Consider the following 15687-nt stretch of genomic DNA (forward strand, 5'->3'; position numbering starts at 1 on the left):
TATGAGAATGTATGATGTAATAGCTAAAAAAAAGCATAATGAAGAATTAAGTACTGAGGAAATTAATTATTTTGTAAATGGTTTTACTAAGGGTGAAATTCCCGACTATCAGGTTTCAGCACTTTTAATGGCAATATATTTTAATAAGATGAATGAGAGAGAAACTGTGGATTTAACCATGGCTATGGTTAATTCAGGTGATAAGCTTGACTTAAGTAAAATAGAAGGTATAAAAGTGGATAAACATAGTACAGGGGGAGTAGGTGATACAACTACTTTAGTCTTAGGGCCTATGGTAGCTGCACTTGGAATTCCTGTTGCTAAGATGTCTGGTAGAGGTCTTGGTCATACTGGTGGTACTATAGATAAACTAGAGTCTTTCAAAGGATTCTCTATGGATATTGCAGAAGAGGATTTTATTAAAAATGTAAATGAAATAAAAATTGCTTTAGCAGCACAAACAGGTGACTTAGCACCTGCTGATAAGAAAATATATGCTTTAAGAGATGTTACTGCAACTGTTGATAATCTTTCTTTAATAGCTTCTAGTATAATGAGTAAGAAAATTGCTTCAGGTGCTGATGCCATAGTTTTAGATGTTAAGGTTGGAAAAGGTGCATTTATGAAAACACCAGAGGATGTTAAGGATTTAGCTAATGCTATGGTAAGTATAGGAAAGAGCATTGGAAGAGAAACAAGAGCTGTTATATCAGATATGGATCAACCTTTAGGATTAGCTATTGGAAATAGTTTAGAGGTAGTAGAGGCTATAGAAACCTTAAAAGGAAATGGTCCTAAGGATTTAATGGAATTATGTTTAGCCTTAGGAAGTAATATGGTATTACTTGCTAAAAAGGCTTCATCTTTAGAAGAAGCTAGAGAAATGCTTATGGAAAGTATAACTTCAGGAAAAGCCTTAGAGAAGTTTAAAGATCTTATAAGTGCTCAAGGTGGAGATGCAAGTTATATTGATGACACAAGCAAATTTGAGAAAGCTAAATACATTGTTCCAGTAGTAAGTGAAAAGTCAGGATATGTTAAGAGAATAAATGCTGAAAATATAGGAATTGTAGCTATGGAATTAGGTGCAGGAAGAGCTACAAAGGAAAGTGTTATAGATTTAGCAGTAGGAATAGTTTTAAATAAGAAAAGAGGAGATTATGTAGAAGCGGGAGAAGCTTTAGCATACATTCATAGTAATCATGAAGAGAAAATAGAAAAAGCTAAAAATGATATAATTAAAAACTATGAATTAGTAAGTGAATATAAAGATGATATTCCTCTTATCTTTGATGTTATAAAATAAATTTTTCATAATAAAAGTAAATTTTAAGTTGAAATATCTAAAATAAGCTATATTTTAAAGAGAATTTTAAAATTCTTTTTTGAAATATAGCTTATTTTTATTATCTTTATAAATGTAGAGTTTATCTTGATTTAGAAGACTTTTGACTAAGAAATTTTTATAGAAAATAAAAGATTTTAAAGAATATTTTAATATATATTTATAAAGAACTTATAATATTTTATTATTTGGTAAAAATAATGTTGTAAGTTTTAAAAAGGAGGGTAAATATGAGAAAAAAATATAGTTTAAGTTTTATTTTAGCTTTTTTATTAATTTTCAATATGATGCCAATACATGTTTTTGCTGAATCAGAAGTAGCACCAACACCAAATAATAGTGAGTCAATTGTAGTAGATGCAAGATCGGCCTTATTAATTGAACCTATTACAGGTAAGGTATTATATGAGAAGAATAGTAAAGAAAAATTTGCACCAGCATCCGTTACTAAGGTAATGACAATGCTTCTTACTATGGAGGCGGTAGACAGTGGTAAAATAAATTTACAGGATAAAGTAACAGTAAGTGAAAATGCTAAGCGTATGGGTGGTAGCACTATGCTTCTAGATATTGGTGAAGTTAGAACAGTTGAAGAACTGTTAAAAGGTGTTGCCATAGCATCAGGAAATGATGCTGCCGTTGCATTAGCAGAGTTATTAGGTGGAACAGAGGAAAACTTTGTTGGCTTAATGAATAAAAGAGCAAAAGAATTAGGAATGAATGATACTACCTTTAAGAATTGTAATGGTTTACCTATAGAGGGCCATGAAACAACAGCATATGATATTGCTATAATGTCTAAGGAATTATTAAAACATCCTAAAATCTTGGAATACTCTGGTACATATATGGAAACTATAAGTGAAGGTAGAAAAAGTCCAATAGAATTAGTTAATCAGAATAAACTAGTTAGATTTTTTGATGGCTGTGATGGATTAAAAACAGGATTTACAAATGAAGCCAAATACTGTATTTCTGCAACATCTATGAGAAATGGAGTTAGAGTGCTAGCTGTAATAATGGGTGCTCCAACTTATAAGGTTAGAAATAGAGATGCTGGAATGTTAATGAACTATGGTCTTGCAAAATTTGAGAACAAAGAGATTTTAAAGAAAGACACTGAAGTTGAAAAGGTTGTCTTTAATAAAAAGGGCGATAAGTTCTTTACAGCTATGGCAAGCACTGATTTTTCAATACCAGTAGAAAAAGGTTCAGAAGCAAACATAGATAAAAAAATTAAAATAGATAAGAGCAAAACTAGTTATGTAAAAGGTGAAAAGATAGGTCAATGTGAGATTTCTTTAAACGGAGAAGTTATAGGTACAGTAGATTTATACTGTGATAGAGACTTAAAGGTAGGAGGATTCTTACAAAATCTTAAATCTAATTTTACAAATTTATTTGATCACGCAGTATAGAAGTTTTTAAATTGAATATTTTACTTACAAAGAAAAGGGTTAGAGAATAATAAAAATTCTCTGACCCTTTTTTAATATACATTAGGAACTTAATATATGTTATTATAGAGTAATAACAAACTTTAATATAATAATGTTTAGGAGTTATGTAAATATATATTTTAATAATAAAATTTCATTAAATTATATAAATAGAGTTTCTATATAAAATATAGATAGTTTATGATTTAAGATATGAAAGATTTATCAAAAAAAATGTATATGGTTATTTAAAATAATCAAGGTAACAGTAAAATCCAATAAATAATCTGCATTGTATTTAAATTTAGATGTAAATAGATGATAAATATAAATACTAGTATAGATATAGAAAGTTAATTAGAGTCTATGTGATTTGAAATAAAATTATTTATATAAGGATGAATTATATAAATAATTATGAAAGGAATTAATAATAAATATGAGTAAAAAATTAGTTTTAGCTGAAAAACCTTCTGTTGGAAGAGATTTAGCAAGAGTATTGAAGTGTAATAAAAAGGGAAATGGTTTTATAGAAGGAGATAAATATATAGTTACTTGGGCTTTAGGACATTTGGTTACTTTAGCTAATCCAGAAACCTATGATGAAAAATATAAGGTTTGGAATATGGAAGACTTACCTATGATGCCTAAGTATTTAAAATTAGTTGTCATAAAACAAACTTCTAAACAATATTCAGCAGTAAAATCTCAGTTAAGTAGAGGAGATGTTGATGAAATAATAATAGCAACTGACGCAGGAAGAGAAGGCGAATTAGTTGCTAGATGGATAATAGAAAAATCAGGGGTAAAAAAACCTATAAAGAGATTATGGATTTCCTCTGTAACAGATAAGGCAATTAAAGATGGCTTTAATAACCTTAAGGACGGAAAAGAATATGAGAATTTATATAAGTCAGCTATTTGTAGATCAGAAGCAGATTGGATAGTAGGGCTTAATGTAACTAGAGCATTAACTTGTAGATATAACGCACAATTATCAGCTGGAAGAGTCCAAACCCCTACCTTAGCAATGATTGTACAAAGGGAAGAGGAAATAAAGAATTTTAAACCAAAGGATTATTATAATATAATTGCAACAGCTCAAGGATTTAAATTAAAATGGAGCGGAGAAAAGGGAAGTAATATTTTTAACAAGGATGTTGCACAGGATTTATATAATAAGCTTAAGGGGAAAAGTGGTAAGGTAAAGGAAGTAAATAAAACAGATAAGAAAAAATATTCTCCAGCATTATATGATTTAACTGAACTACAAAGAGATGCTAATAAGATTTGGGGCTATTCTGCAAAGCAAACTTTATCAATAATGCAGAGATTATATGAAAATCATAAAATACTTACTTATCCTAGAACAGACTCTAGATATATAACTAGTGATATAGTAGGAACTTTACCAGAAAGATTAAAAGCAATTTCTTTAGGCTCTTATAGCAAATATACAGCAGAGATATTAAAAAACAAAATAACTGCTCATAAAGGTTTTGTAGATAATAGCAAGGTATCTGATCACCATGCCATTATTCCAACAGAGGAAACACCAAAACTATCTAATTTGAGTCATGAGGAAAGAAATATATATGATTTAGTAATAAAGAGATTTTTAAGTGTAATGCTTCCACCATATATCTATACACAGGTTACAGTAAATGTAGAGGTAGAAGGAGAAGTCTTAGGTGCTAAGGGAATAATAAATAAAAGCAGAGGTTGGAGAGAAGTTTATATAGGGGAAGTTGAATTAGATGAAGCTGAGGAAGGTGAAAATCAAGAACTACCTAATATAAATATTGGTGATGATATAAGATTAAGTTCTATAGAAATGAAAAAGTTGCAAACTAAGGCTCCAAGTAGATTTAATGAAGCGACACTACTTTCAGCTATGGAAAATCCTCATAAATACGTTAATATGGATAAAAGTGCTGCAAAAACTCTTGGAGAAACAGGAGGATTAGGTACTGTTGCTACAAGAGCGGACATAATAGAAAAGTTATTTAACTCCTTCTATGTTGAAAAGAGAGGAAAAGAGTTATTACCAACTTCTAAGGGAAAACAGCTTGTAGAGCTAGTACCAGAGGATTTAAGATCACCAATTTTAACAGCTCAATGGGAAAGAAATTTAGAACTTATTAGTAAAGGAAAATTACATGATAAAAGCTTTTTAAGTAATATGAGAAGTTATGCTAGTGAGTTGGTTAAGGAAGTAAAGGAAAGTAAAGAAAAGTTTGTTCATGATAATATGACAGGTAAAAAATGCCCAGAGTGTGGAAAGTACCTTTTAGAGGTTAAGGGTAAACATGGAATAATGAATGTGTGTCAAGATAGAGACTGTGGATATAGAGAGGGTATTAGTAAATTTACTAATATAAGATGTCCTGAATGTCATAAAAAGCTAGAGCTTAGAGGCCATGGAGAAGGACAGATTTATGTATGTCCTAATTGTTCTTTTAGAGAAAAATTAACAGCCTTTAATAATAGATTTAAAGAGAAAAATAAGGAACTCAATAAAAAAGAAGTTAATAAATACATGAAAAAGATGAAACAAGAGGCAGAAGAGCCTATGAATAATGCATTTGCAGATTTATTTTCAAAATTAAATTTAGATAAAAAATAAGATTATAATGTAGAAAAATGTTATAATAATAAATAAGAAAATCTTAGATTAGGGTATGCTGTAGTTACCTTAATCTAAGATTTATATTTACTTTACTTATAATAAATTAAGTAGCATTATTTTGACTTATATAACTAGGCTTTGCTTTGAATATATAAAGTAAGAAAAGTTTTTTATGATAATATGACAAGTGTGGGCTTTGCCTTAATAAAATTAAGAAAGAAGTGTTTAAAAGATTTAAAAATTAGGTTTAGGAGAGAAATATATGGCATTAAGTGTTAAAGTAGAAAATTTTGAAGGACCCTTTGATTTACTACTGCATTTAATTAAAAAGAATGAAATGAGCATATATGATATAAGAATAAAAGAGGTTGCGGAACAGTACATGCAGTACATAAAGTCTATGAAGGAAATGGATTTAGAAATAGCTTCTGAGTTTATTGTAATAGCGTCTACATTGATAGAAATAAAATCTAAGGAATTACTTCCAAAGGTTAAAGTTGAAGATGAAGAGGTTATGGATGAAGAAGATATTAAAAAGCAACTGGTAGAAAAACTTATAGAGTATAAAAAGTTTAAAGCTGTAGCCTCGGTATTAAGAGAAAAAGAGGGTATTGTAGGAGAGACTTATAGTAAGAAGGCAGAGATAATTGAAGAAAAGAAAACCTTTAATATAGCAGAGGTATTAGAGGGTATTAGTGTATTACATTTAAATAATATATATAATGATCTTATAGAAGCATATTTAAATAAGATGAACGAAAAGGAACTTCCAAAGCAAATAACAGCTTTAGATACATATAAAATAGAAGACAAGATGGAAACTTTGACTACATACATAAATTCAGTTAAAAAAGGAAGTTTTAGTGAAGTCACAAATAAATGTGCAAATAAATCAGAAATAATAGTTACTTTTTTAGCATTATTAGAGTTGATAAAATTAAGAGAGCTAAAAGTAGTTCAAGGAGAAATCTTTGGAGAAATATATATGGAAAGGATAGAAAATGATGATTAAAGAAGTTACATATTCAAGATCAATAGAGGAGACTTCTATTGAAGAAGGATATTTTTCAGTAATAGAATCCTTACTATTTGTATCTGGAGAACCCCTAGAAGAAAAATCCTTAGCTTCAATTTTAGAATGTAGTGAAGTATTTATATCTAAAATATTATCTAAATTAATTGATAAATATGATGAAGATAATACTAGAGGGGTAAAAATCATTAAAGTAAATAATGCTTATCAAATGGTTACTAAACAAGAGAATAGTGAGTTTATACAAAAGTTATTAAATATAAATGTCAGACAATCCTTATCACAAGCAGCCTTAGAAACTTTAGCCATAGTAGTTTATAAGCAACCTATAACAAGAGTTGAAATAGACGAAATAAGAGGGGTTAAGAGTGATAGAGCACTATCTACTTTGATGGAAAAGAAGTTGATTAAGGAAAGTGGTAGAAAAGAAGTACCAGGAAGACCTATTTTATATAGTACTACAAAGGAATTCTTGAAGTACTTTGATCTACAGAATATAGAATCATTGCCAACTTTAGAGCAATTAACAATTGATGATTTATAATATATTAATGTGAAAACTAATAAAAAACACTCTTTTTAAGGGTGTTTTTTATTAGTTTTATAAGGTTTTATAAATTGTTTTCTGGTTCTTCTGTAGAAACTTCTTCTGTAAAGCTTTCGCTATATACTGTAAATGGAGCTTCTTTTTCTTCTTTCTGTTTTCCATGGCAGCAACCACCATGATGATGATGATGACCATGTTTTTTCTCAGAAGACTTATCTTTACAGCTCATAGAAGATATACTGTCCTTTAACATATCCATAATTTGAGGAATAGTATCTATAATTTTTTCATATCCATGATCAGCATCCACACGTAACACTCTTATAGTATTATTTTGTACAACCAAGAAGGCTACAGGTCTCATAGAAATACCTGCTCCAGATCCACCACCAAAAGGGAATTTACAATCAGAAGTATTATTTTTACAAGAAGCTGATGAAAACTCACTTCCTCCACTAGCAAAGCCTAAAGAAAGCTTAGAAACAGGAATAATAACTGTACCATCTGGTGATTGTACAGGGTTTCCTATTATAGTATCTACATCAACCATAGATTTTAGGTTTTCCATGGTATTTTTTAATAAGTTATCAATTGGATGATTTTCCATAGTTAAGACCTCCTAAAAATGATGAATTTTCTTTTTTATATTTTAAAAAAGATTTAATTAATAAAATTATTATGTATGTAATGTTAGCTAAACTTATATAAATTATACTTTTACAATAAAAATTACTTTTTATTTTCTTAAAAATTGGTTTTAAATCAAAATTAAAGTCTGCTATATTAAAAAAAACTTCTAGAAAGTTATATAGTAATGGAAATAACATTGAAATATAACCATATAAAATAGCTGTTATTGCAGCATTTTCAAGCCCGTAACTTAAGTCTATAGAGAAATCTATATCAGGCTTATAATGCGAGCAATTAAGGTTTCTTACAGTGCTTAAAAGAACTTCTTTACTAAAAAGTTCATTAGTAAATTTTTTCTTTGTGTTACTTTCATCCTCAGAAAGTTCTTCTGAATTTTTATCTTCGGGTTTATTTTTATTTATATTTGATAATTTATCTTTAAATTTTTCAAGATTTTCTGGGCTCAGCTCAGTATTTATAGAAAATATCTCCTTTCTATATAAAAAAAATGAAAAATTATTGTTAATATATTTCATAGATAATTTTAAAGGTACAGGGAAAAATAACGATGTAGTAAAAATACATAGAAATATTAAAAAATAAAACATAATTAACCTCCAAAATAAAATTACAAAATTAGTATAACCACATAATGAGAATTTATGAAAATATAAGATTTTTTAAGGAAAAAATAATTTTAAAGTTAATTATGGTAAACAAAAGAAAAAGAAAGGTGGTGTAAATATCTTCTGGTTTACGAAGATATATATTTATGAGGAATTATTTTAAGATAATAAGTGTTACTTTGATAATTTTTTTACTTTCAAGTAATGTAGCTTTAGCTAATCCAAGTAAAGCTAATAATAAGTTAGTTATAGATGCAAGAGCTGCTATTGCTATGGATAAGGAAACAGGAGTTGTTTTGTATGAAAAAAACTCTAGAGAATTGATTCCTATGGCAAGTACAACAAAAATTATGACCTCTTTAATTGCAATTAATAATGGAAATATAGATGAGAAGGTAACTATATCTAAAAAGTCTGCAGCAATTCATGGTTCCACAGTAGGCTATAAGGAAGGAGAAGAAATTACCATAAGAGAGCTTCTTTACGGACTTATGTTTAAATCAGGTAATGATGCAGCAGTTGCTATTGCAGAAGGAGTTGGAGGATCAATAGAAGGATTCTTAAAACTTATGAATGAATATGCCTTACAAATAGGATTAAGAGATACACATTTTGAAACTCCTCACGGCTTAGATAGTGAGAATCATTATACAACAGCTTATGATTTAGCTCTTTTAACAACAAAAGCTAAAAATAATGAAATCTTTAATGAAATAGTAGGAAGTAAAGTAATAGATCCTGAAAAGTATAATTTTACAAGAGGATATAACAACATAAATAAGTTATTGTATCAAGTACCAGAGGCTACAGGGGTAAAAACAGGTTATACAGGAAATGCTGGTAAATGTTTGGTTTCTTCCTTTGATGTAAATGGTCATGAAATAGTAGTGGTTACTTTAAATTGTATTGAAAGATGGAGAGAAAGTAAAAAAATATTTGAGTATGTAAAAGATCATTATAACTATGAAACTATAGCTCAAGAAAATCAAGTAATAGATAAAATAACTTTAGAGGACAATAAGGGAGAGATAGAATTACTTTGTAAAGAAAACATTGTGATTCCTAAGAAAGCTGACTCTAAGTATGAAGTAGAAGTGGTAAAAGCAGAAAATAATCTTCCTAAGGTAATAAGTAAAGATATGATACTTGGACACTTAAGTATAAAACAAGATGATAAGGTTATTTGTAAAGTAAATCTATACAGCAATACTGATAATAATAGAGAAAATTTAATAGATAAAATAAAGAATAAAATATCTTCTTCAAGAAAATAGTGTAACAAAATATGGTAAAAGTAATATTTTGATATAGAGAAGATTTTTAATGAAAACGCTAAGGTCTTCCTTAGCGTTTTTTATTTGTGAGATGTAAAAGCCAAGCATTAAATTTCTTTAACAAAGGGGGTTAGAGGATGGCTTATGAAGTATTTACCTGTAGTGATATAGGTACAAAATTTTGTCCATGTCACTTAGCGGAATCAGGACAATGTATTATTTGTTCTCAGTTAAATAGTGGTAATTGTCATTGCACTCATTGGAATGGAACATGTGTGTATCAAGAACTTATATGGAACAACAATAAGGCTAAGAAGGGAAGAGAAGTATTTGAGTGTAAGGTAGTTGATAAATATATAGTTGAAGAGGATGTTTTAGTATTAAGCTTAAAAGGTTCTCATGAATTAATACATGATTTAAGAGATATGGGGAGTTTCGTATTCTTAAAGAGAGTAGACCAAGAAGAAAGCTTTTTTACTCCTATATCTGTAATGGATATTGATTTAGAAAAAAATCTTATAATATTAGCTATAGAATTAAAAGGTGTAAAAACTTTAGATTTAAATAACTTAGAGATTGATGATACTGTTTTAGTAAAAGGACCATTTTGGAATGGAATATTAGGAATTAGGCATTTGAAGAATGTTACAGGGAAAACTTGTTTATTGATATGTAGAGGAATCGGACAAGCGCCTATGATACCAGTACTAAAATATTTACATGAAAAAGGAAATAAAGTGATAGTTTTAAATGATAAAGCTAATATAAAAGGAAGCTTAATAGATGATTATTTAAATAAGTATGCCTATAAGGTTTATGATTGTAGCTGCTTAGAAAAAGGTAAATTAACTAAATCTTTTAAGGAATTACTAGTTGATCAAGTTATCTCCAAGTCACCAGTTGTAGTTCATTGTGATGGTGCAGATATTTTAAATTACGAGGTGATGATAACCTTAGATAAGATAAAAGAATCCTTAAAATCAGCAGGAGTAGAGAAGAATATTGAATACTCATGTTGCAATAATGCAAAGATGTGCTGTGGAGAAGGTGTTTGTGGGGCATGTACTAGAAAAAATAATGATAGAAAGCTAAGAAGATTATGTAAAATGCAAACAGATCCTAAATATGTCCTAGAAGGAAGGAGGTTATTTTAATGTCAAAAAAAGTTATCGTTGTCGGAGGTGGATGGGCTGGTTGTGCAGCAGCTATTTCAGCTCGTAAAGCAGGTGCAGAGGTTGAATTATATGAAAGAACTGACTTACTATTAGGATTAGGAAATGTAGGCGGTATCATGAGAAATAATGGAAGGTATACAGCCTCAGAAGAATTAATAGCTTTAGGCGGTGGAGATTTAATAAAAATATGTGATGAGATATCAACACATAGAAATATAGATTTTCCAGGTCATAAACACGCTACTTTATATGATGTAAATAATATAGAAGCAGAAGTTAAAAAATACATTTTATCTTTAGGAATTAAGGTATTTACTAAATCAAGAATAGTTGATATAGAAATGGAAAATAAGAAAATAACAGGTGTTTATTTAGCTGATGGAACTTTAGTTAAGGGTGATGTATTTATAGAAACTACAGGAAGCACAGGACCTATGGGAAATTGCTATAAGTATGGAAATGGATGTTCAATGTGTGTATTAAGATGTCCTGCTTATGGACCTAGAGTTAGTCTTACTACCTGCGCTGGATTAGAAGATATAAAGGGTGAAAGAGCAGATGAAGTATACGGTGCTTTTAGTGGTTCATGTAAATTAGCTAAAGAGAGTTTATCAAAGGATATACAAGATGAATTGAACAGTACAGGAGTAGTAGTATTACCAGTTCCAAAAGAGGATATTAACTTTGATAAATTAAAAGCGAAAGTATGTCAGCAATATGCACTTAAAGAATTTGCTGAGAATGTAATTTTATTAGATACAGGGCATGCAAAACTAATGAGTTCGTACTACCCATTAGATAAATTAAGAAAAATTAAGGGATTAGAAAATGCAAAATATGTAGATCCATATGCAGGGGATAAAGGAAACTCAATAAGATACCTATCTTCAGCTAGAAGAAGTAGTGATATGAGAGTTATAGGAATAGAAAATTTATTCTGTGCAGGAGAAAAAGCTGGGTTATTTGTAGGTCATACAGAGGCTATCTGTACTGGTACTTTAGCAGGTCATAATGCAGTTAGATTATTAGCAGAAAAACCTATGCTTATTTTACCAAAGGAAACAGTAATAGGAGATATAATTTCTTTCTCAAATTATAGAATATTGAAAAAAGGTGATAGAACAAGTAGATTTACATTTGCTGGTTCAATATACTTTGATAGAATGAAGAAATTAGGTATGTACACTTTAGATATAGAAGAAATAAAAGATAGAGTAGAAAAATTAGAGTTAACAAATGTATTTGAAGAGAAAATTTTATAATTAATAGTATATAGAACTAAAAATTATACAAAATTAAGGTATGTCTTTTATAATTAAGGCATACCTTTTGCTTTTATGCTAAAATATAAAAAGAAATTAGAAAATATGATATAATGTTCACATTATGTGCCATAAAGGGGGACAGCTTCGTGAGTTTTGTTTATTATATTGCGGTTAATTTTCCTATAGAAATTAACAAAAGCTATGAAAATAATGAAAGTATCATACATAATGAAAAGTACATAGATTTTATAGAACTTGAAGATTATATTACATCTATAAGAAATGTATTCAACAATGAATATATTTATGAAATAAAGTTTTTAAATGAGGATGCAAAAACATCTATAGAAGCACTGAAAAATATGATCTTAGAATATGTAAGTTTTGAAGAAAATATAGTGGAGCTTTATTGTTTGAAATCCGAAAGAAGCATTGTAGATATAAAAGAAAAAATCATAATGGATTTAAATTATAATGAGAGTTTTCCTAAGGATGTTGAATTACAACCAGGAAAATACATAATTATAGGAAATTTTTTATCAAATGAGTTTATAAAGATAAAAAATGCAATGATATTGGATAAGAGAACTATATATGGATTATTTACTAACATAATAGATGGACAAGTATTCATAGACTTGATATGCGAAGATAAAAAGGAAAATGACATTTTATACGATATGTTCCTAGATGAGGACTATGGTGAAGTAGAAGAAGAGTTTATATTAGATTTAACTAGAAGAGAAATGAAATTAGATGAATTTTCAGGGCAGGGGGCTATAGATATAGGTGTAGATAATATACTTATTAATGATATCAGTCTTAAGAATACAATTATAAAGTTATATAATTATAAAGTTGCTGAGGAAGGGTATCTAGATGATTTTTATGGACATGTACTTTATCAATGTTATAAAAACAAAAATTTAATTCCGAGGGAATTAAGAGGTAAAAATACAACTATATTAAGAATAGAGGGACAAATATTAACCCCTATAAGGAGTAAGAATATAGAAAGTATAGAAATTAAGTTTTTAAACTTATATAAAAAATATCCTATGGAGACTATCTTTGAAGTTAAGTGTGAAGAAAAAGTTTCTAAAAAAATAAAGTATTTAGATCCTGAAATCAATGAAGAAAGATTTTTCTATGTACATAAATTACAACATGAAAGTGGTTTTAATTATAATTCAAAGGAGGAACCAAAGACCTATGAAGAATTAGAATTAATTTATGAAAACCCTTATGAAGATGTGATTTTAGAATTTTACAATAGTGATTTTTTAGATGAGGTTGTATCTACCATGGATGAAGATTTGTATACAGAACCTAGGGAAGATGATGATTTTGAGAAAATAAAAGAAAGTCAATATGTTGACCTTACTAAAAATAAATTATATAAAAAGGCTTTAATAAAGTACCCAGTATCGAAAAATCAAGTTTTATGTGACTCAGAGATTGAAAATAACTTAAAAAGTGATAATGAGATGTGTACTAGCAATTATAAATTAGAACTTTTTTCAATTGTAAAGATAAAAAAAATGGATACTCCATATAGAATATATTAGTGCAAAATAAGATGAATTTACCATAGGACAAGTTTAAAAATTAATATAGTAAAAGTTTTTTATATAGTATAAAATTATAAAGAAGAATATATATAAATAACATGATTATTTTGGATTTAGGAGGATGTAATGGGCAAGGAAAAGTTTGGGTATAATGGGGAAAATAAAAGATTTCAAAATAATTCATATGAAGAGTTAAATAGTTCTAATAATTATAATGGAGAAAATCCATATAATTATGATAATCAAGACTATAACTCATATAATGACTGTCCTCAAGACAATTATGGTATGAATGATGGCATGTACCAAAATGGAAATACTAAATTTTGCAAATATTGCGGGTGTAAAATACCCTTTGAGGCTATTATTTGTACACAATGTGGATGTCAAGTTGAAGAGTTAAAAGGAAATAATTATGATCCTAATGTGGTTATAAATAATAATAATTTTAGTAACAATTATAGTAGCGGAAATAATTATAATAACGGGTATATGTATGGAAGAAGAAAAAATAAATTCATAGCTTTGTTTTTACTTATATTTTTTGGTGTTATAGGTGCACATAAATTTTATGAAGGAAAAACAGGTATGGGTATCTTATATATATTTACCGTGGGATTATTTGGACTAGGCTTAATTGTAGATTTTATTTCTTTGATAACTAAACCCACTATGTATTACGTATAAAATATATAAAGTTAAAAGGCGTGTTTAGCAGTAATTATGCAAAACACGCTTTTAAAACTTAAAGCATTTCTATAAAGGCTTGAATTCTTGTATTTAATTGTCCTAAGTCTGCATTGGAATAATCCGTTTCTATTTTCATGAAAGGAAGATTTTTTTCTTTATTAATAAGTTCATTTATTCTTGCAGATTCAACATTATATGTATGACAAGCTTGAAGGATAACATCTATTACTCCATCAACTTTATATTCATCAACTAAGTAGGATAAGTATTCAAGTCTATTATTATTAGGACTCATGCAAGCACAAGCAGTTCTTAAGTATCTTTCAGTTAATGCATCAATAGGGTCCTTTGTTTCATCAACTAATAAGCTTTCATCCTTAGCACCACTGCAATTTTCATAACAAACTACAACTCCACCATTGCTTTCAATAGCTTTAATAACTTTTTCAGTAGAGTCACCAATTGGGCATCCTGTTACAAGAATTCTTTTAGCATCTTTAGAAACAGGACGTTCCCCATTGTTATAAGCAGTCATGGTTTTTTCTACTATAGTTTCTATGTCCTTAATTTCTTTTTCTTTATCTGATATGAAAAGAGTTCCTTGGATTACTTTTCTTAAATCATAACCAGACATTGGAGGTGGACATAGTTTTGATAAGCCATAATAATCTCTTAAAGCTTGACGTTCTCTATTTCTTATGTTAATTGTTCTTATAAGATCCTCATCAGTGATAGTAACGTTAAACTGTTTTTCTAAAGCTTCTTTAAACTCAATAATGGCAGCTTTATAATAATCATAGGAAGCTTGACCATGTGGAGTTTGAGGCAATTGCATTACATGCATTGGCTTCATTTTCCCAAGTAGCTCGTACATTTTCTTTTTACCATCACAAGTAGTTTCACCAACTAGCATGTCTGAAAAATAGTAAAATGGACACTTTTCAGTTAAGGCAAAACCAAAGCTGGATTTAATAAGGGGACATAGATTACGAGGAAGTACTTTTTCAGCATCTGGGATTGGTTCTTCATCCATACCGCAAAGCCAAGCAGAGATAGCGCCTGAAGCTGCTATAACTTCCCATGGAGCAAATCCACAATATACACCTACTATATTGTTTCCTGCATCTTTTAAGTTTTTAATATTAATGAATGCATTTCTACGAGCTTCACTAAATTCATTTATAAATTCTGGTAAACTGTTCATAATTGACCTCCTAAAATACATAATGGAATAATTTTAGCATAATATGCATAACTGGTTAAAATAGTATTTAAAAACATTATAGAAGTTGCTTTAATAATAGGAAATATGTATAGAAAAATAGAAAAGCTTCATAAAAAGGTGAAAAAGAAAAAAATAAATATAAAAATTACTCTTCATAAATACTTTAATTTAATGATATTATATAAATATAAAAAATTAAAAAGGTATATATAAGTTTTAAGTAATTAGTTATACTTTT

Annotated in this window: 13 protein-coding genes; 10 read left to right on the plus strand and 3 right to left on the minus strand. The window is 28.5% G+C overall.

The window, feature by feature from the left end; all coding sequences use genetic code 11:
- Window position 1 precedes the first annotated feature (1 nt).
- The 5 genes from BUA48_RS02210 (at window position 2) to scpB (ending at window position 6990) form a co-directional block, all read left to right on the plus strand.
- Complete coding sequence (locus BUA48_RS02210) at window positions 2–1306, plus strand: pyrimidine-nucleoside phosphorylase (RefSeq protein WP_072829624.1); 1305 nt, start codon at window positions 2–4, stop codon at window positions 1304–1306.
- Between the two features lie 269 nt (window positions 1307–1575).
- Window positions 1576–2763: a D-alanyl-D-alanine carboxypeptidase family protein gene (locus BUA48_RS02215; protein ID WP_072829626.1), complete on the plus strand. Its 1188-nt coding sequence runs from the start codon at window positions 1576–1578 to the stop codon at window positions 2761–2763.
- Between the two features lie 460 nt (window positions 2764–3223).
- On the plus strand, window positions 3224–5410 hold the full coding sequence (locus BUA48_RS02220; RefSeq protein WP_072829628.1) for a DNA topoisomerase III: 2187 nt from the start codon (window positions 3224–3226) through the stop codon (window positions 5408–5410).
- Window positions 5411–5675: 265 nt separating this feature from the next.
- A complete protein-coding gene (locus BUA48_RS02225) occupies window positions 5676–6425 on the plus strand; it encodes a segregation/condensation protein A (RefSeq protein ID WP_072829630.1) in 750 nt (249 codons plus the stop codon).
- Window positions 6418–6990 carry an SMC-Scp complex subunit ScpB gene (scpB, locus tag BUA48_RS02230; RefSeq protein ID WP_084666011.1) on the plus strand — a complete coding sequence of 191 codons (573 nt, stop codon included), beginning with the start codon at window positions 6418–6420 and terminating at the stop codon, window positions 6988–6990. The genes BUA48_RS02225 and scpB overlap by 8 nt, the downstream gene beginning before the upstream one ends.
- 67 nt (window positions 6991–7057) lie before the next feature.
- Here scpB and ytfJ read toward each other — a convergent pair whose 3' ends face one another.
- Entirely contained in the window at window positions 7058–7600 is a 543-nt protein-coding gene (gene ytfJ / locus BUA48_RS02235) for a GerW family sporulation protein (protein WP_072829632.1), read from the minus strand.
- Window positions 7581–8231: a DUF2953 domain-containing protein gene (locus tag BUA48_RS02240; RefSeq protein WP_072829634.1), complete on the minus strand. Its 651-nt coding sequence runs from the start codon at window positions 8229–8231 to the stop codon at window positions 7581–7583. Before BUA48_RS02240 ends, ytfJ begins: the two co-directional genes overlap by 20 nt.
- A 164-nt stretch (window positions 8232–8395) precedes the next feature.
- Between BUA48_RS02240 and BUA48_RS02245 the strand changes: the two genes are divergently transcribed.
- From BUA48_RS02245 to BUA48_RS02265, 5 genes are all read left to right on the plus strand, one after another.
- Window positions 8396–9523 carry a D-alanyl-D-alanine carboxypeptidase family protein gene (locus BUA48_RS02245; RefSeq protein ID WP_072829636.1) on the plus strand — a complete coding sequence of 376 codons (1128 nt, stop codon included), beginning with the start codon at window positions 8396–8398 and terminating at the stop codon, window positions 9521–9523.
- Between the two features lie 137 nt (window positions 9524–9660).
- Window positions 9661–10677: a sulfide/dihydroorotate dehydrogenase-like FAD/NAD-binding protein gene (locus BUA48_RS02250; RefSeq protein ID WP_072829638.1), complete on the plus strand. Its 1017-nt coding sequence runs from the start codon at window positions 9661–9663 to the stop codon at window positions 10675–10677.
- Window positions 10677–11960, plus strand: coding sequence for an FAD-dependent oxidoreductase (locus tag BUA48_RS02255; RefSeq protein WP_072829640.1), 1284 nt, complete (start codon window positions 10677–10679; stop codon window positions 11958–11960). The genes BUA48_RS02250 and BUA48_RS02255 overlap by 1 nt, the downstream gene beginning before the upstream one ends.
- A 149-nt stretch (window positions 11961–12109) precedes the next feature.
- Window positions 12110–13531 (plus strand): hypothetical protein, encoded by a 1422-nt coding sequence (locus tag BUA48_RS02260; RefSeq protein ID WP_072829642.1) that lies wholly within the window; start codon window positions 12110–12112, stop codon window positions 13529–13531.
- A 129-nt stretch (window positions 13532–13660) separates the two neighbouring features.
- Window positions 13661–14221 carry a TM2 domain-containing protein gene (locus BUA48_RS02265; RefSeq protein ID WP_242944285.1) on the plus strand — a complete coding sequence of 187 codons (561 nt, stop codon included), beginning with the start codon at window positions 13661–13663 and terminating at the stop codon, window positions 14219–14221.
- Between the two features lie 58 nt (window positions 14222–14279).
- Here the strand turns inward: BUA48_RS02265 and BUA48_RS02270 are convergent, their stop codons facing one another.
- A complete protein-coding gene (locus BUA48_RS02270) occupies window positions 14280–15428 on the minus strand; it encodes a double-cubane-cluster-containing anaerobic reductase (RefSeq protein WP_072829645.1) in 1149 nt (382 codons plus the stop codon).
- Window positions 15429–15687: the final 259 nt, after the last annotated feature.

It is taken from the genome of Clostridium collagenovorans DSM 3089 (assembly GCF_900130005.1).
Lineage (GTDB): Bacteria > Bacillota > Clostridia > Clostridiales > Clostridiaceae > Clostridium_D > Clostridium_D collagenovorans.